Genomic DNA, 19,476 nt, shown 5'->3' with positions numbered 1-19,476 from the left:
TTTTTACGTTAATTTTCTGATTAACATCTTGATATTGTATATATTGCATGTATGACTATCATAAATATTTCATGATTAATATCAATATAATACAATAATTACAGGGCTAGTGATGTTTTATATTGAAAAAGAAATCAGCTGGTTATCTTTTAATGAGCGTGTTTTGCAGGAAGCCAAAGACAAAAAAAATCCATTAATAGAAAGAATGCGTTTTTTGGGTATTTATTCAAATAATTTGGATGAATTTTATAAAGTTCGTTTTGCAGATTTAAAAAGAGATGTTTTAATAGGAGAGGAACAAAAATCATCAAAAACACCATATTATCTTTTTCAGAAAATAAAAAAACAAGTCATAAAATCTGACAAAAAATTCAATACTATATATAACAACCTAATAGTAGAAATGGAAAATAATAAGATATTTTTGATCAATGAACTACAATTATCTTCTAAACAACAAATTTGGTTACATCAATATTTTAAAAACAAATTAAGTCAACACATAACTCCGATCATTATTACAAATGAAACTGATTTAACAAAATTCCTTAAAGATAATTATACTTATTTGGCAGTTGAAATTGTTTATAAAAAAGATCATTGTTATGCTCTAATAGAGATCCCTTCAGATAAATTTCCTCGTTTTATTAAAATCCCTGATGAGTATTCACATAAATGTAAAAGCATTATTATATTAGATAATATTTTAAGGTGTTGTTTAGATGAAATTTTTAAAGGTTTGTACAGATATGATTTATTAAGAGCCTACTCAATAAAAATAACCCGTGATGCTAAATATGATTTAGCATCTGCAAGAGAATATAGTTTATTGGAGTTGATGTCATCTGGTTTAAAACAACGTTTAACAGCAGAACCTGTACGTTTAGTTTATCAGCAGGATATGCCTGTTAATATGTTAAAATTATTATGCCATAAACTTTCTATAACAAATTTAGATTCAGTAATACCAAGCGGACGGTATCATAACTTCAAAGACTTTATTAATTTTCCTAATATTGGACAAAATAATTTAGTTAATCATCATTTACCTCCCATTCGCCATATAAGTTGTAGAAACAAGCGTAATTATTTTGATGCAATTCGTAATACTGATATTCTACTTTACTATCCTTATCATACTTTTGAACATATATTGGAATTGTTACAACAAGCATCTTTTGATCCTGCTGTACTATCGATAAAAATAAATATTTATCGAGTTGCAAAGCACTCTAGAATTATAGATGCTATGATCCATGCTGCTTATAATGGAAAAAAAGTTACCGTGGTAGTTGAATTACAAGCACGTTTTGATGAAGAAGCAAATATTTATTGGTCTAAAAGATTAACTGCAGCCGGAGTTAATGTAATTTTTTCTGCACCAGGTTTAAAAATCCATGCGAAACTTTTTTTAATTTCACGTCTAGAAAACAATATAAGACTATTATATGGACATATAGGTACAGGAAATTTTAATGAAAAAACCGCACGTCTTTATACAGATTATTCTTTATTAACTTCCGATTATAGAATAACTAATGAAATACTCAGAGTATTTAGTTTTATTGAAAACCCATATCGACCAGTAACATTTCATTATCTAATGGTATCACCACAGAACTCTCGCAATATGCTGTACCAATTAGTTGATAATGAAATTTCTAATGCTAAACGCAAATTGCCAGCTGCTATTATTTTAAAATTAAATAATTTGGTTGATAAAGGTCTGATTAACAGATTATATATTGCATCAAAATCTGGTGTAAAAATCAATTTACTAGTAAGAAGTATGTGTTCACTGGTTCCCAATATACCTGGAATTAGTGATAATATTCGGATCATTAGTATTGTTGATAGGTATTTAGAACATGATCGAGTATATATTTTTGAAAATAGAGGTAATAAAAAAATTTTCATATCTTCTGCAGATTGGATGACACGTAATATTGATTATAGGATAGAAGTAGCTGTAGCTATTCTTGATCCAAATGTAAAAAAACGTATTTTAAACATACTCAATATTCAACTAAATGATACAGTAAAAGCAAGGATTATTGATAAAGAATCAAGTAATTCTTATGTTAGATCTACAATAAAAACAAGATCGCAATTAAGCGTTTATCAATATATTAAAAACTTAGAAAAAACCAAATAATATAATATCATAAATATTAACATTTGCTTATCTTTAATTATTCCCATTCAATAGTAGCAGGTGGCTTACTACTAATATCATAAACAACCCGGGAGATACCATGAACTTCATTAATGATACGATTAGATACAGCAGAAAGTAAATCATATGGTAGCTTAGCCCAATCTGCAGTCATAAAATCAATAGTCTCAACTGCACGTAATGAAATAACCCAATCATACTTACGAACATCACCCTTGACGCTAACTGAACGAATAGGCAAAAATACTGTGAATGCTTGACTTAACTTATTGTATAAGTTGTATTTTTGTAATTCTTCAAGAAAAATAGCATCAGTTTTTCGCAACAAATCGCAATATTCTTTTGTTGTTTCACCTAATATACGTATAGCTAATCCAGGACCAGGAAATGGATGACGAAACAATATCTCATAAGGAAGACCTAGTTCCAAACCAATTTTTCTAACTTCATCTTTGAATAGTTTTCTAATAGGTTCAATAAGATTTAAATTCATATTTTTCGGCAGTCCTCCTACATTATGATGTGATTTAATTACATTTTTTTTTCCTGATATTAAAGAAATTGCTGATTCAATTACATCTGAATAAATAGTTCCTTGCGCTAACCATCTTATATTATTTAATTTATTTGCTTCTTCATTGAAAACATCAATAAAAGTAGAACCAATAATTTTTCGCTTTTCTTCTGGATCATTAACCCCTTTTAATGCGGTAAAGAACCTTTTTTCAGCATGAACATATATAATATTTAAGTTAAAGAGGTTATTAAATATGCTCATTACTTCTTCTGCTTCTTTTAAACGTAAAAATCCATTGTCAATAAATATACAGGTCAATTGATTTCCAATAGCCAAATGTAAAAGCATGGCTGTAACAGAAGAATCAACACCTCCAGATAAACCTAATATTACTTTGCTTTTACCAATTTTGGTTTGTATTTTTTTTATCAAGTGTTGAACAATTTGATTTGGTATCCATGAAGATTTGCATAAACATATGTTAAAAATAAAATTTTTTAATATATCTAAACCGCAACTAGTATGAGTAACTTCTGGATGAAATTGTAAACCATAAAAATGTTTTTTTTCATTTGCTATTAAAGCAAAGGGACAGTCTTTAGTTCTTGCAACAACAATGAAATCATCAGGTATAGAGCTCACTTGATCTCCATGACTCATCCATACTCCTAGCTTTTGATTACTGAATGTATTGGAATGGTATTTTATGTTTTTTATTAAAGAAATTGAATGTATTATCTCTATCTGAGTATAACCAAATTCACGTTTTTTAACACTTATTACTTGACCTCCTAATTGGAGAACCATAATTTGCATACCATAACATATACCCATTACTGGGATACCTATATCAAAAATGCAATTCGGTGCCCGTGGACTATTTGGTATATTAGCACTTTCAGGACTACCAGATAATATAATACCATGAGGATTAAATTTATTAATATTATACTCATTAACGTTATACGGTAATACTTTACAGTAAATTCCCATTTCCCGTATACGTTTAGCTATCAACTGAGTATATTGAGAACCAAAATCAATAATTAAGATGCGATATTCGTATATGTTGTTGAGCATTAAAACTTATTCCAGATAATATTTTTAATTTTAAGATCAATTAGTACTAAATTATAGATAATAAAATTATTTATCTAGTACTATAATTGGGTGATTCTTTTGTAATAATCACATCATGTACATGACTTTCTTTCATTCCTGCATCGCTAATCTGCACAAAGTTTGCTTTAGTACGCAAATCATGAATTGTTAAGCAACCAATCAAACCCATACAGGAACGTAAACCACCCATTTGTTGATGAATAATTTCTTTTAAGTTGCCTTTATATGGGACACGTCCTTCAATACCTTCGGGAACTAATTTTCTATGAAATTGAAAATATCTATCAGATGATCCTTTTGCCATTGCACTTAATGAACCCATGCCTCTATATGATTTAAATGAACGACCTTGATATATTTCGATATCACCAGGAGATTCTTCAACACCAGCTAATAATGATCCAACCATTACACAGTAAGCACCAGCAGCAATTGCTTTTGCAATATCACCTGAAAATCTAATTCCTCCATCAGCTATAACAGGAATATCCAGATGATTTAAAGCACAAGCTACATCAAAAATAGCAGTAATTTGGGGTACTCCTACACCTGTAACGATGCGAGTTGTACAAATTGAGCCAGGTCCAATACCAACTTTAACGGCATTAACTCCTGAATTAACTAACGATAAAGCTCCAGAAGCTGTTACTACATTACCACCGATAATTTCTAAATCTGGATATTTTAAGCGTATTTCATCAATACACCTTAATACTGTTTGAGAATGGCCATGAGATGAATCTATCAATAAAGCATCTACACCTGAAGATACTAATGCATCTACACGCTCTTTACTATCGTTACCTATTCCAACTGCTGCCCCAACACGTAAACATCCTTGCTGATCTTTACAAGCGTTAGGTTTTCGTTCAGCTTTTTGAAAATCTTTTGCTGTAATCATGCCTAATAAGCAAAAGCTATCATCAACTACTAATACTTTCTCTACTCTTTTTTCATGCATTTTTTGTAAAACTATTTCTCTGGAAGCACCTTCTTTAACAGTAACTAATTTTTCTTTAGATGTCATTACCGAAGCAACTGTTTGTTCTAAATCAGTTACAAATCTTACATCGCGATTAGTTATAATCCCTACTAATTCATTTCGGCAGCTTACTACTGGATATCCTGCAAAACCATTTCTTTTCGTTATTGATTTAATTTCAGATAATTTAGTATTTGGTAATACAGTACGTGGATTGATGACAACTCCACTTTCATATTTTTTTACTTTGCGTACTTCATTTGTTTGATGGGTAATAGACATGTTTTTGTGAATAAAACCTAAACCTCCTTCTTGCGCTAATGCAATTGCTAAAGATGATTCAGTAATAGTATCCATGGCAGCAGAAACTAAAGGAATGTTTAAATAAATATTTTTAGTAAGCTGTGTTTTTAAATTGACATGGTGTGGTAAAACTTCAGAATAGTTGGGAATAAGCAATACGTCATCAAAAGTTAAACCTTTTTTAATAATTTTAAACATACCAATAACCCGTTTCTGTTAATGTAAACAGATAAAATATTGAAAAAATTTTCTATTTAATATAATTAGCTATTTTAAGTTTTTTTATAAAAAACTGTGTATTTTATTACTTAATATTGTGTATATTATTACTTAATATATTGAATATCAATTCGCAAATGCAAATATTATTGTCAATAATACTATATTAGTATTTAAATATATATATAAATAAATGCAACAATCACAATTTTATTTTAAATGATAATTTAATATAAATAACTAAATATTTTATTTGATACAATATTATTAATAAATACAGTTATTAACTAATAATTAATTTTAGGTTTTCTTGATATTTTTTTATATTTTTTAAAGCAAACAGACAAGGTATGGTTATTTTTATAGGGATTTTTAGCTTCTTTTAATTTAATACGAATCAAAGAACCAGATATATTCATTGAATTGCGAAAAAATGTTATTAAATAACGCAGATAAGTACCTGGTAGATATTTTAGTCTATTTCCGTGAATTAATATAGTGATAGGATTATAATTAACAATGTGAGCGTATTTCATTTTTATCATATTACCTCGGATTAAAGGAGGTTTATGGTTTATAATAGCTTTATTCATAATACTAGTCAATAAAGAAGAGCTAACATATTTTGTTGAACATCTATAAACTTCATTAACTGATTTAAATAATTTTCTAATACCAATATTATATAAAGCAGAAATGAAATGTATATTTGTAAAATTAGCAAATTTTAAACGCAAATTAATTTTTTCTCTTATTTCTTTGCGAGTCTTCCAAGATAAATTATCCCATTTATTCATTGCGATAACTAGTGATTTTCCCTTGTTTATGACATAGCTAAGCAAGTGGCAATCTTGATGAGAAATATCTTCATTTGAATCAAAAAGTAATATAATTACATCTGCATAATTAATAGCTTCTAATGTATCATTAATCGAGAATTTTTCTATAGTTTCTTTAATATTTTTTTGTTTTCGTATACCAGCTGTATCTATCAAAATATAATCATTGTTAGAATATTTTACTGATACGTACACACTATTTAGTGTAGTACCAGGATTATCATGAACTATTACACGATCTTCACCTAAGATACTATTTATAAGGGTAGACTTACCAACATTAGGGCGCCCTATTATTGCTAGTTTAATTGGTTTCTTTAATAAGTCATTTGCTTTTTTTACAAAATGATTGTTTTTTACAATCGTAGATGATTGTGATAAAAGAAGTTTTTTTGATTTATTACAAAAACATTTAATTTGGTTATTTTTATCCTTCCAAAGAGATGCTAGATATTTTACAAAAAAGACAAAACCATATCCGCTATTAGAATCAATAGCATGAATGTTTTCAAAACCTAAATAACGGAAATCTATAATGGATAAATTAATATCTAATCCATTAATTTTATTTACTACAACAACAACAAATTTTTTATGTTTATGTAAATATTTAGCAATTTTCTTATCAGCACTTGTCATCCCTGTAATAGCATCAACAACAAACAAAACTATATCAGCTTCTTTAATAGCTTTTAGAGATTGTGAGGTTATACATGTTTCCATACTTACAGAGGTGCAAATATTAGTAGAGCTAATACCACCAGTATCGATTACAGTAAATTTAATTCCTTCTAATTTAGCATAACCATAATTTCTATCACGTGTTGATCCAGGAATATCTGAAACTAGTGCATCATTATGATGAATAGTTAGCCGATTAAATAATGTAGACTTACCTACATTACAACGGCCTATTAAAGCAATGGTTGGTTCCATAGACATTATATTTTAATAAAATAGACCACTTTTGATTTTTAATTTGGTTTGATAATCATTTGATTGAAAATAAAAATTATTAATTAATAATTTTTATTAAATATTAAATAATAACCGCATAAATATTACCGCTATTACACTGAATTAAAAGTTCCTTATCAGCGACTATTGGATCAGTTTGAAAGCCTGAATCACTTAATTTTTGTTGAGCAACGAATTCTCCATTTTTAGTATTTATCCAATGCAGATAACCTTGCATATCACCTACAACCAAATAATTTTTATATATTATAGGAGATGTTAATTGACGATATTTTAAATTATTTTGAACCCAGATAACACTACCACTATCAGTACTTAAGGAAAACAATCTATCATTTATATCTATTATATATATGTGATTATTATTAACAATTAATTTTTTCACATTGCTAAAATTTTGTTGCCACAATATTTCACCAGAAATAAGATCTATTGCACTTACATTACCGTTATAAGAAGAAACGTAAATAACATTATTAACGATAATAGGAGTAATATTAATGTCTTGTATTTTTTGATCAATTAAAGAATCAGAATTTACATTTGCAATATGTTTCCTCCATAATATTTTATTATGTTTTATTGAAATAGAATTAACTCTACCTTTATTATCTCCTATAATTAAGTTATCAAGAACAATTGTTGGTTTCGCGCTATTTCTTATGGATATAGGATAATTATTACTAAGTTCAAAATTCCAGGTAATTTTACCATTGTTTTTATTTATACCTTGTAAAAAATCATTACTTGTATGAACAAATATTAAGTTGTTATCAATTACCGGGGAAGATAATATTTCACCTATTAATTGGGTTTTCCATGCAATAGATCCATCAGCAACTTTAAGTGAATATAGTATACCTTTCTCTGTACCAATATATATATTGTCTTTATCTGTTGTAATTCCTCCAGATAATAATACTGAGCTATCGGATGTCAATGTATCTGTTGTAGAAAGATTAACTTTCCATCTCTCTTCTCCAGTAATTAAATCTAATGCTTTTATGATACCAGATCTGTTAGCGGCAAATACTAGCTTATTTTGATAAGCTGGATGTAAGTTAGTATAGATATTAATTCCGCTACCAATATGATCATCCCATATTTGCTTAGGAGTAATTTTGTTGTTGACTTTTGGTAATTCTAAAGGACGCATTTCATTGTCTTGAAAACCTAAAATAGAACAACCACTTATTAAAAGTATAACTAATATAGATAAAAAATAATTTCTTGACATATCATATCAGTCTCTTAACTAAACAACTTTCACTAGCTTATTTTCATGTTTATTATTTGATCACGCATTGGAGATGTACTAGTCGAAGCCGACTTTTTCCATTCATTTATTGCTTTTTGTTTTTCGCCTTTTTTAAATAATGCTTCTCCCCGAATATCTGAAGCAATAACCATCCAACTATCATCATTAATATAACTGAGAGTTTTAATTGCTTCATCAAATTTATTTTGTTCTATCTGAATTCTTGCCAAACGTATGTTAATAATAGATTTTAAATCATTATCATCTGTAGATTTTAAACTTGTTTGTAAGGCTGACACTGCTTTTTCTAATTGATTATGAATAACATAATATTTAGCAAGCACCATACCTGCCATAGAACCATAAACATTTATATTTTTACTTATAAAAGTATTTATATCTTTTAAAGATTGTTCAGATAAAGGTTTTGCAGATTTATTAACTTGCATTGAGCTAATGATTCTCTGATATTGTTCTAATAAATCTTTTGTTTTAATATTGTTTTCATCTGATTTTTTATAGAAAAACAAATAACCACTTATAATTAACATAAAAACAGATAAAGAAAATATTATACTTATAATTAATATTTTTCTGTTTTTATAAATAAATTCATGTTTAGAATTTATTGTTTTAACTTCGTTATTATTCATGAGTACTTAATCCATCATACTTATAATACATTAAAATTTTTATTTTAATAAAAATTTTAATGTGCTTAATATATCTAATATAGATATAGTTTGTTGTTTACCATTTCTTAAATCCTTAATAGTAACTTGATTCAAGTTACTTGCATTTTCTCCTAATATCAATATTATAGTTGCTCCCTTTTTTATAGCACGAGTAATTTGTTTTTTTACACTGCTATCTCTGAAAGTTGTTATGAAAGTAAATTCAGGCATGGCATCACGTAATTTTTCAGTTAAATCTAAAGCTATTACTTTTATATCTTTACTTTTAGTTATGATATGTACATCAAAATTACACCTGTTTCTTAATTTAAAATTTGGGTTTAGTGTTTCAACTAATAGTACCAAACGTTCCATTCCTATAGCAAAACCTATAGCTGGTGTAGAATAGCTACTCAATTGTTTTACTAAATCATCATAACGACCACCTCCACAAACAGTACCTTGAGCACCTAAAAAGTCTGATATCCACTCAATTACAGTGCGATTATAATAATCCAGTCCTCTAACTAAATGATGATTCACTTTATATGAAATATTTAATTTATCTAATAAATTGCAGAGTTCTTTAAAATGAGTGCGAGAATCATTATCTATATAATTGCTAATTTTTGGAGCATATTCCATTAAACATTTAATATTAGGGTTTTTGCTGTCTAACACTCTCATAGGATTAGTATACATGCGACGTTTGCAATTTTCATCTAATAAGTTCTTGTGTTTTTCTAAAAAACCAATTAATACTTTTCGATAATTATTACATGAATCTAATGAACCAAGAGAGTTTATTTCTAATCTAATATATTTATCTAACCCTAATGCTTTCCACAATCTGATGTTTATCATAATTAATTCTACATCAATATCCGGACCTTCTAACCCAAATACTTCTACACCTATTTGATGAAATTGACGATAGCGCCCACATTGAGGTCGTTCATGACGAAACATAGGACCCATATACCATAATCTTTGTTCTTGATTGTAAATCAAACCATGTTCTATGCTAGAACGAACACATCCTGCAGTCCCTTCAGGACGTAACACAAGAGAATCACCATTACGATCTGTAAAATTATACATTTCTTTTTCTACTAAATCTGTAACTTCTCCAATAGTTCTATTATATAATGCAACATGCTCTATAATTGGCAAACGAATCTCTTTATAACCATAGCTATTTAAAATATTTTTTAGTATATTTTCAACTTGTTGCCAAATTAACACATTATCAGGTAAATAATCTTTCATTCCTCTTACTGATTGAATATTTTTCATTGCAATCACATCATATATTCCTTAGTTTTAAAAACTGGTAGAAACAAACAATTATTTTTATAACTAAAATCATTTTTTTAATAAACTAATTTTAGAATAAATATTTTGATTTATCTTTAATGCTTTATTACGGATACGGATTTCTAATTGATTAATTATATCATTGTTATCAATTTTATCTTTACTACGTAATCCATCTTCATAAATGCTACTCTTCTTATTTCCTCCAGTTAAACCTATTGTTGATATAGCAGCTTCTCCAGGGCCATTTACTATGCAGCCGATAATTGATACATCCATTGGTGTTGATATATCATCAAGACGTTTTTCTAATTCGTTAACAGTACCAATAACATCAAATTCTTGCCGAGAACAAGTAGGACAAGCGATAAAATTAACACCACGTGAACGAAGATTCAAAGAATTAAGTATATCAAAACCAATTTTAATTTCTTCTATAGGATTTGCTGCTAATGAAACTCGTATTGTATCACCAATTCCTTCAGACAATAGTATGCCAATACCAATAGAAGATTTAACTGTGCCATTACGTATGCTTCCAGATTCAGTAATACCAATATGTAATGGTTGGTCTATCTTTTTGGCAAGTAAACGGTAGGACTGTACAGCAAGAGAAACTGTTGAAGCTTTTACACTCACTTTGAATTGATCAAAATTGAAACGATCTAAATAATTCACGTGACGCATAGCTGATTCTACAAGAGCTTCTGGTGTTGGTTTTAAATATTTATTTATGAGATCTTTTTCTAAAGATCCTGAATTTACACCGATACGAATAGGAATATTATTGTATTTTGCACAATCTACAACCATTCTAATCCTTTTTTCATTTCCAATATTCCCTGGATTAATACGCAAACAATCAGCACCATATTCAGCAACCTTTAATGCAATACGATAATCAAAATGAATATCTGCTATTAATGGTATATTTACTTTTTGTTTTATTAAATTAAAAGCTTTAGCAGTATCTATATGTGGTACTGAAATTCTAACAATATCAGCTCCCGCATTTTTGAGAGATTCAATTTGCCTAACAGTTGCATTAACATTGTTAGTACATGTATTAGTCATTGATTGAACACTTATAGGTGCTTCATCTCCAATTGGAACTGTGCCTACATATATTCTTTTTGATTTGCGGCGAATAATAGGTTTTTCGTTATTCACGTATTTCTCCAATAATATCCATTCCAAATAAATATTAATATCCTATACATTATATAAAGCTCTACACAGTAGATAAATATCTAATATGTATATACATTAATATAACTTGTTCTTTTTAGCAGCACTAAATAACTATTAATTATATTAAAAACCTTTTTATATTTCTTTAGTGATAAGAAAACATATATTAATATAATTTTCATCTGTTTATTGGATAACAGATTGGTTTTCTGTTCTATTTCTTGATATAATATATTTTTCACTAAAATTGTTTAAGTACTTTCACATATGATAAATATAAATAGGGATTAATCTATATTCTATATTGATTTATAATGTTTACTTTGTAATATAACTTATACTTAGTAAGTTGTTTCTTTAAATGGTATTAGCTGATTATCAATAACTTTGTGCATGCCACTTAATTGGCCACAGGCTGCTCTAATATCACTTCCACGATTTTTACGAATAGTGGTATTAAAGCCATGTTCTATTAATACTTTTGAAAAACGATCTATCCGATTATTAGAGCTACAAGTATACAATGAATCCGGGAAAGCATTCCAAGGAATAAGATTGATTTTACAAGGTAAATTTTTAAGTAATTTTACTAATTCATATGCATGTTCAATACGATCATTTATATTACTAAGCAAAACATATTCAATAGTAACAATTCCCTGCCTAGCTTTAGATTTTTTTAAGTATTCCTTTGTTGCTGATAAAAACATTTCAATATTGTATTTTTTATTTATTGGTAATATTTCATTTCGCAGCTGATCATTTGGAGCATGCAATGATATCGCAAGAGATATATTAACAAGATCACCCAATTTTTTTAGAGCTGGTACTATTCCAGAAGTTGATAATGTTATGCGACGTTTAGAAAATCCAAATCCAAAATTATCTAACATAATATTTATTGATTGTACTACATTTTTTAAGTTTAATAACGGTTCACCCATACCCATCATGACAATATTAGTAATAGGATGCATATTTTTAATTGATTTATTGTTTTTTATAATATTAGCAATACACCAAATTTGGCCTACTATTTCAGAAGTAAGCAAGTTTCGGATAAAACCTTGTTTAGCTGTATAGCAAAATTTACATCCTAAAGCACAACCAATCTGTGATGAAATGCATAATGTAGCACGACTTTTATAAGGAATATAAACAGTTTCTATAAACTGCTTTCCCACGTCCAGCAACCACTTAATAGTTCCATCAGAAGATCTGATTTCTTTATCTATAATAGGAACACTAATCTCAGCAAATTTTTCTAATTTTGCACGCAGATTTTTATTGATATTGGTCATTTTATTAAAATCATTACAATAATGATGGTAAATCCATTTCATTACTTGATCCGCATGAAATGGTTTTTCTCCTAATGAAACAAAAAATTCTCTCATTTTATTTCTACTTAATGATAATAGATTAATTTTTTGTTGGTTGGAATATAATTTATTTGAAAATGTATAAGAAGGAAGTTCTACTGTTTTTTCAGACATAAATTTACCTTACTACCACTATTGTTATATTTTTAATATCACTACATGAATATATTTTAAATTACATATTAACAATATGTATTGAAATTAACGTAATAAATAATAATGGATTAATAATTAATCTATATTAGAATATATTTCATTTTTTTTAAAAAAAACATTAATTTCAAAAATTGCAGATTTTTTAGAATCAGAACCATGAAAACCATTTTCAGTATGACTATTAGCATAATAAGCACGTAATGTGCCTTTTTCAGCTTTCATTGGGTTAGTATCTCCTATTAAATTACGATATAATTCAATAGCATTTTCACATTCTAGTATAGAAACAACAATAGGTCCTGAAATCATAAAGTTAATTAAATCTGAGAAGAAATGCTTATCTATATGTTGGTTATATAATCTTTCTGCTTTTGCTTTTGTTAGCTGAATCATTTTTATAGCAATAATTTTGAATCCTGCAATTTCAAATCGATTAATAATTTCACCAATCAAATTTTTAGCAACTAAATTTGGTTTAATAATAGCCAGTGTTCTCTCGATTGTCATATGATTTTCTTAAATATCAAGATTGTTCCAAATAAAATAATTTAATAGATAATGCAATTGTAGTATCTAAAAATTAATCTTCATATATATAGATATATATAATATATAAAATAATTTGTTTATTATCCTATAATGAAATACTTTAGTAAAGTATTATCGTAATAGTTTATAAACTACATGTTTTTAATGTTTATTGCATTTATATTTGTTTGTACATTTGGAAAAAAGATATATTCAAATAAATATTTGATAAACTTTATTTATATAAAATAATAATTTAAAAACTTCAAGTGTTTTATTTGATTGACTTAAATTTATCTAAAATAAATGATTTATAGATAAATAAGACACAGATTTTTTTATCAAATAGATAGAGTAATCAATTTCTTCTTCGGTAGTGAATCTTCCTATAGAAAAACGAATCGAGTTATGTGCCATTGCTTCACTTAATCCTAAAGCACGCAGAATATAAGAAGCTTCAAGATGAGCAGATGTACATGCAGAACCAGAAGAAATTGCTATATCTTTCAAAGCTAAAATTAGTGATTCAATATCTATATTACTAAATCTTATATTAATTATATTATATATGCTATAATCTAGATCTCCATTAATAAATACATTGTCTAATGTATTTATTCCTTGCCAAAAACGATCTCGTAAATTCTTTATATAGATTGCATCTTCTTTAATACATTCGCTTGCAATACGATAAGCTTCTCCCATACCAATAATTTGGTGTACTGGCAATGTTCCAGAACGAATTTTTCTTTCATGTCCTCCTCCATGAATTTGAGCTTCAATTTGCCTATAAGGTTTTTTACGAATATATAATGCACCTATACCCTTTGGACCATATATTTTATGAGATGATAGAGACATTAAATCTACTTTTAATTTACTTAGATCAATTGGTAATTTACAAATACTTTGTGATGCATCTACATGAAAAATAATGTTATGTTTATGGCATATTTCTCCTATAGAAGCAATATCTTGGATAATACCAATTTCATTATTAACATGTATAATTGAAACTAAAATAGTATCATTGCTCAAAGAAGATTTTAGTTCATCTATAGAAATAATACCTTTATTTGAACACTTGAGATAAGTAATTCTAAAACCATTCTTTTCTAAATAATTACAAGTATCTAATACTGATGGGTGCTCTATTGTACTTGTTATGATATGTTTACCCTTTTTTGTAAAAAATTGGGATGTTCCTTTAATAGCTAAATTATTAGACTCAGTAGCACCAGAGGTAAAAATGATTTCTTGTGGATCAACATTAATTACTCTTGCTATTTGGTTGCGAGCAATATTTATTGCTTCTTCTGCTTGCCAGCCGAAAAAATGAGATCTAGAAGCAGGATTTCCAAACACTCCATTTTTAGTCAAAAATTTCATCATCTTATCAGCAACACGTGTATCAACAGGAGTGGTTGAAGCATAATCGAGATAAATTGGCAATTTCATTTTGCAATGACTCCATTAATATTTTATAAAAAATTTATTTGTCATTAATTCATAATAGAGATCTAATCATAGAATATTACTTATAATTTTAATGTAATTAAATATTATTTTTTTCGATATATTTTTTAAATTGTATGTTTTTAAAACCTTAAAAAGATCTTTATAAATAATCAACATATATTAAATATAAATTTTGATATAATATTATTTAATAATTATTAGATTATAATTTTAGTAGTTTTTGAATACAATCTTTATAATTAATCTCAAATGTTATGTAATATATAAAAATTTTACTTAATATTTATCTTTATTAAATTATAAATATATTATTATTAGTAATAATTTCACATTAATTAATAATATATAATGTTTATAAATTAGATATAATTAGTATTTAATTTTAAAATAACATTATAATATTTTAATTTATAACAATGTTATAAATAATTTTATATCAAATAATTTATAATTATTTATTAATAATAATTATCTAAATGTTTTATATTTTAAATAACATAAATTATATAAAAACAATTTTTATTTAATACAACATTAATTAATATTTGTTAAAACGATATTGTATAACAATAAAAATTCTATTAACCTATAAAAAGATTGATTTATTTCTGCTAAAATTTTTACTTTTATAATATGGATAGTTGACGAGAAATAAAATGCATCCAATGCTAAATATTGCTATACGTGCAGTGCGAAAAGCAGGAAACTTGATTATTAAAAACTATGAAATAGTAAGCTCAGTTAAAATTGATCAACACAATAGCACAAAAATTATAAGTGCGGTTAAAATTGAATTAGAAAAATCAATTATCGAGATAATTAATAAATCTTATCCTCATCATAATATTATTACTGAAATGCATGGTACGATCGTTGGATCAAACAAAGATATAAAATGGATTATTGATCCTTTAGATTGTATTCAGAATTTTTTTAAATGTTTACCTAATTTTTCAATTTCAATAACTTTAATTATTAAAGATCGATCTGAATTAGCTGTAATTTATGCCCCAATACTTAATGAGTTATTTAGTGCTGTACGTGGCAGAGGAGCACAACTTAATGGATATCGTTTGAGATGTAGTACAGCAATAGATCTTAAAGGAATAATATTGGCTATAGGTTATTTTTTTTCTTTGCAACAAAATAATAAAAAATATATTGTAAAGATTAGTAAAATATTTCATCAGGATTATATAGACTTTCGGCGTAGTGGTTCAGTAGGATTAGATATGGCATATGTGGCAGCAGGACGTATAGATGGTTATTTTGATATTGGATTACAACCTTGGAATTTTGGTGCAGGTGAGTTATTAGTAAAGGAATCAGGAGGTTTAATTTCTGATTTTAATGGTAATCATAATTATATGAATTCAAATAATATTATTGCAGCTAATCCTCAAATACTAAAAGCAATATTGTTAAAAATGCGCAATACATAAACAATAAACAGAAAAGAAAGGCAACAATTTTTGTTGCCTTTCTTAAATTCAAATATTCTACGGTTAATTAAATTTACTTCTATATCCTATGATCCCCATAATAATAGATAAACATGCTTCAGATATCATTACGCCTAACGTAAACCAAGTATGCTTTGTGATTGATTTTTTTACTATCTTACTAAATGCAGCATTATTTGATGGTAAAATATCTTTATTACTTGTTGTTTCCTGTTTGTTTATATCTGATTCTAATTTTTTATCTGTTTCTTTTTCTTTGATTGCTTTATCAATTTCCCTATCAGGTTTTTTGATATTGGATATAATAGCTTTCTTATTAGATATTTTTGTATCATTTACAGATAATATGTTGTTATCGTAATTTTGAGTTTTTTGAAAAAAACCAACTAAATCTATATGAGAAATATTTAAATCATTGGTTATATAAAACATATTATCATTATATACTGTCCTAGCTAATTTATAAACCATTTGATCTAAATTACTCTGATATTTGTCAAAGTTATTACTAAATCCAATATCTACTTCTCCTTTTAATTTATTTGTGTTTCTATCTACTACATTTTTTTTGTTGTTATGCCATTTTGTAGCAGATATTGATTTACCATTAATGTTATCCTCTATATTTTTAAGGTTAGAATAAGCGATATTCATAATATCACCTAAGATATTAGTGCTTAATAAAAACGCTAACCATACGGTAATTAATGTATTTAAGCAAAAAACCAATAATCCATGTAATGCTCCTGCACACCTTGCTAAACGTCCTGCAATAAAACTACCTACTGATATAGATAAGATTAATGTAACACCTGTCCAAATTAATACATTATTACCTATCTTATATAAACCGTTCTGATCAATTACTGTCTTAGTAATCACAGTTCCCAATAAAGTAAAAAATATATGTATAATAAAAGTAAATATAACGCCTACAAAAATTGAACTCCAACAAATAGAACTACCATGTAATACATCACTTGTTCTTTGATTTAACGAATTTTTTTCCATGTTATCATTTATTTTAGTATCAAACATAATAAAATCCTCTTGCAACAGGAAGTAAAGATACAAATATTCCAGTATTATGAATATTTAATATGTATATTGTTAGATTAGTCAGAGAAATACTTTTTCACCAGAAAAGTTTGTAAAGAAGTAATAATGACGCAAATAAAAAATAAAACAATTTTATAACATATAATTTATATAAACAACGTAATAACGGCAATTTTACTATAAGAAATTTAAAAATAATAATATTTATTCGTGGTATATATTTCTAATATTATATGTTAAATATTTATTTAAATAACTAATTTTTAGTTATATCGAATAATAACTAGTGTACATACAGTTTTCTAAAAATAATTTTCATAATTTAATATCATTACTATTATGATACAAGAATTATTTGTGTAAAATTACCATTCTAAATGGTGAACTAATTTATATCAAACTGATCAATATTATTATAAATAATAATATATTTATAGCTAAATATAAATATATTTACAATATTATTATTAGTAACCAAATAATAAAATGCAGATATTATCATAGAATCTTTTAAGATAAATTTTTAATAAAATATTATGGATATACAGGATAAAGTCTACAAAGATTTAACACTTTTTGTTTTATATCATAAGCAACTGTTTTATCATGAATATTATCTAATATATCAGAAATCCACTCAGCTATATTAGATGCATCTGATTCTTTAAAACCACGGCGTGTTATAGCTGGAGTACCAATACGAATACCAGATGTGATAAATGGTCCCTGCAAATCATTGGGAATACTGTTTTTATTTACAGTAATATTTGCATTACCTAAAGCAATATCAGCTTTTTTTCCAGTTAAATTTTTACTCGTTAAATCTATTAAAAACATATGATTAAAAGTACTATTGGAAACAATTTTATATCCTCTATAAATAAAAGTTTTTACCATAGATTGTGCATTTTTAACTATTTGTTTTTGATAAATTTTAAATTTGGGCTCCATTGCTTCCTTAAATGCAATAGCTTTAGCAGCTATAATATGCATCAATGGTCCGCCTTGATTACATGGAAAGACAGAATTATCTATCTTATCATACATAATTTTATCACCATTTTTAGCAACTATAAGGCCACCTCGAGGACCAGCTAATGTTTTATGAGTTGTTGAGGTAACAACATGAGCATAAGGAACAGGATTAGGATATATACCAGCAGCTACCAATCCAGCAACATGAGCCATATCCACAAATAAATATGCATTAATACTATCAGCAATGTCTCTCATTTTTTTCCAATTGCATAAACCTGAAAACGCAGAGAAACCGCCTATAATCATTTTAGGATTATGTTCTTTTGCTAATTTACTAATTTCTTCATAATTTATTTTCCCATTTGCGTCTATCCCATATTGAATTACATTGTATAGTTTTCCAGACAAATTCACAGATGCTCCATGGGTTAAATGACCACCTTGATTTAAATCCATACCGAGTATGGTATCTTTTGGTTTTAATAGTGCTGTATACACTGCAAAATTAGCTTGAGAACCAGAATGAGGTTGAACATTAGCATAATCAGCATTAAATAATTTTTTTGCGCGTTCAATAGCTAATTTTTCTATAATATCTACATATTGGCAACCACCATAATAACGCTTTCCGGGGTAACCCTCCGCATATTTATTAGTAAGTTGTGTCCCTTGAACCTGCATAACATATTCACTAGTATAATTTTCAGAAGCTATTAACTCAATATGATTTTCTTGTCGCAATGTCTCTTGTTCTATAGCTGTCCATAAATCAATATCATAATCTGCAATATTTAATATTCGTGACATTATACACTCCAAATATTTTATAAATCAAAATAATTTTGTTAATTCTTT

Annotated in this window: 14 protein-coding genes; 2 read left to right on the top strand and 12 right to left on the bottom strand. The window is 26.9% G+C overall.

Going from position 1 to position 19,476, the window contains the following annotated elements:
• Nucleotides 1-112 precede the first annotated feature (112 nt).
• Nucleotides 113-2,155: a polyphosphate kinase 1 gene (ppk1, locus tag CRV11_RS00350; protein ID WP_136131360.1), complete on the top strand. Its 2,043-nt coding sequence runs from the start codon at nucleotides 113-115 to the stop codon at nucleotides 2,153-2,155.
• A gap of 37 nt (nucleotides 2,156-2,192) precedes the next feature.
• Here ppk1 and guaA read toward each other — a convergent pair whose 3' ends face one another.
• The 10 genes from guaA to CRV11_RS00300 form a co-directional block, all read right to left on the bottom strand.
• A complete protein-coding gene (gene guaA / locus CRV11_RS00345) occupies nucleotides 2,193-3,773 on the bottom strand; it encodes a glutamine-hydrolyzing GMP synthase (protein ID WP_136131359.1) in 1,581 nt (526 codons plus the stop codon).
• A gap of 70 nt (nucleotides 3,774-3,843) precedes the next feature.
• Nucleotides 3,844-5,298 carry an IMP dehydrogenase gene (guaB, locus tag CRV11_RS00340; protein WP_136131358.1) on the bottom strand — a complete coding sequence of 485 codons (1,455 nt, stop codon included), beginning with the start codon at nucleotides 5,296-5,298 and terminating at the stop codon, nucleotides 3,844-3,846.
• 308 nt (nucleotides 5,299-5,606) lie between these two features.
• On the bottom strand, nucleotides 5,607-7,094 hold the full coding sequence (gene der / locus CRV11_RS00335) for a ribosome biogenesis GTPase Der (protein WP_158674477.1): 1,488 nt from the start codon (nucleotides 7,092-7,094) through the stop codon (nucleotides 5,607-5,609).
• Between the two features lie 103 nt (nucleotides 7,095-7,197).
• Entirely contained in the window at nucleotides 7,198-8,373 is a 1,176-nt protein-coding gene (gene bamB, locus CRV11_RS00330; RefSeq protein WP_136131356.1) for an outer membrane protein assembly factor BamB, read from the bottom strand.
• A 32-nt stretch (nucleotides 8,374-8,405) separates the two neighbouring features.
• Entirely contained in the window at nucleotides 8,406-9,047 is a 642-nt protein-coding gene (locus CRV11_RS00325; RefSeq protein WP_136131355.1) for a YfgM family protein, read from the bottom strand.
• A gap of 39 nt (nucleotides 9,048-9,086) precedes the next feature.
• Nucleotides 9,087-10,364 (bottom strand): histidine--tRNA ligase, encoded by a 1,278-nt coding sequence (gene hisS, locus CRV11_RS00320; protein WP_136131354.1) that lies wholly within the window; start codon nucleotides 10,362-10,364, stop codon nucleotides 9,087-9,089.
• Between the two features lie 69 nt (nucleotides 10,365-10,433).
• A complete protein-coding gene (gene ispG, locus CRV11_RS00315) occupies nucleotides 10,434-11,555 on the bottom strand; it encodes a flavodoxin-dependent (E)-4-hydroxy-3-methylbut-2-enyl-diphosphate synthase (protein WP_136131353.1) in 1,122 nt (373 codons plus the stop codon).
• A 362-nt stretch (nucleotides 11,556-11,917) separates the two neighbouring features.
• The gene (rlmN, locus tag CRV11_RS00310; protein ID WP_136131352.1) at nucleotides 11,918-13,072 is read right to left on the bottom strand and encodes a dual-specificity RNA methyltransferase RlmN; all 1,155 of its coding nucleotides are present in this window, start codon (nucleotides 13,070-13,072) and stop codon (nucleotides 11,918-11,920) included.
• Nucleotides 13,073-13,189: 117 nt separating this feature from the next.
• A complete protein-coding gene (ndk, locus tag CRV11_RS00305) occupies nucleotides 13,190-13,621 on the bottom strand; it encodes a nucleoside-diphosphate kinase (protein WP_136131351.1) in 432 nt (143 codons plus the stop codon).
• 318 nt (nucleotides 13,622-13,939) lie between these two features.
• Entirely contained in the window at nucleotides 13,940-15,100 is a 1,161-nt protein-coding gene (locus CRV11_RS00300; protein ID WP_136131350.1) for an IscS subfamily cysteine desulfurase, read from the bottom strand.
• A gap of 677 nt (nucleotides 15,101-15,777) precedes the next feature.
• On the opposite strand from CRV11_RS00300, the gene suhB reads away from it, so the two are divergent.
• Nucleotides 15,778-16,563, top strand: a complete 786-nt coding sequence (suhB, locus tag CRV11_RS00295) for an inositol-1-monophosphatase (RefSeq protein ID WP_136131349.1) — start codon at nucleotides 15,778-15,780, stop codon at nucleotides 16,561-16,563.
• A 63-nt stretch (nucleotides 16,564-16,626) separates the two neighbouring features.
• Here the strand turns inward: suhB and CRV11_RS00290 are convergent, their stop codons facing one another.
• Entirely contained in the window at nucleotides 16,627-17,622 is a 996-nt protein-coding gene (locus CRV11_RS00290; protein ID WP_136131348.1) for a YrzE family protein, read from the bottom strand.
• A 555-nt stretch (nucleotides 17,623-18,177) separates the two neighbouring features.
• Nucleotides 18,178-19,431 (bottom strand): serine hydroxymethyltransferase, encoded by a 1,254-nt coding sequence (gene glyA, locus CRV11_RS00285; protein ID WP_136131597.1) that lies wholly within the window; start codon nucleotides 19,429-19,431, stop codon nucleotides 18,178-18,180.
• Nucleotides 19,432-19,476: the final 45 nt, after the last annotated feature.

The sequence above is a fragment of the Candidatus Pantoea edessiphila genome (assembly GCF_002933335.1).
Taxonomy (GTDB): Bacteria; Pseudomonadota; Gammaproteobacteria; order Enterobacterales; family Enterobacteriaceae; genus Pantoea_C.
The sequence above is the reverse complement of the archived record's forward strand: the minus strand, read 5'-3'. Positions and strand labels throughout refer to the sequence as shown.

Coding starts and splice junctions, on each gene's coding strand:
- hisS (WP_136131354.1), bottom strand. CDS start 10,364: ATGAAAAATATTCAATCAGTAAGAGGAATGAAAGATTATTTACCTGAT.
- suhB (WP_136131349.1), top strand. CDS start 15,778: ATGCATCCAATGCTAAATATTGCTATACGTGCAGTGCGAAAAGCAGGA.
- guaA (WP_136131359.1), bottom strand. CDS start 3,773: ATGCTCAACAACATATACGAATATCGCATCTTAATTATTGATTTTGGT.
- ppk1 (WP_136131360.1), top strand. CDS start 113: ATGTTTTATATTGAAAAAGAAATCAGCTGGTTATCTTTTAATGAGCGT.
- rlmN (WP_136131352.1), bottom strand. CDS start 13,072: ATGTCTGAAAAAACAGTAGAACTTCCTTCTTATACATTTTCAAATAAA.
- der (WP_158674477.1), bottom strand. CDS start 7,094: ATGGAACCAACCATTGCTTTAATAGGCCGTTGTAATGTAGGTAAGTCT.
- CRV11_RS00325 (WP_136131355.1), bottom strand. CDS start 9,047: ATGAATAATAACGAAGTTAAAACAATAAATTCTAAACATGAATTTATT.
- guaB (WP_136131358.1), bottom strand. CDS start 5,298: ATGTTTAAAATTATTAAAAAAGGTTTAACTTTTGATGACGTATTGCTT.
- bamB (WP_136131356.1), bottom strand. CDS start 8,373: ATGTCAAGAAATTATTTTTTATCTATATTAGTTATACTTTTAATAAGT.
- CRV11_RS00300 (WP_136131350.1), bottom strand. CDS start 15,100: ATGAAATTGCCAATTTATCTCGATTATGCTTCAACCACTCCTGTTGAT.
- CRV11_RS00290 (WP_136131348.1), bottom strand. CDS start 17,622: ATGTTTGATACTAAAATAAATGATAACATGGAAAAAAATTCGTTAAAT.
- ndk (WP_136131351.1), bottom strand. CDS start 13,621: ATGACAATCGAGAGAACACTGGCTATTATTAAACCAAATTTAGTTGCT.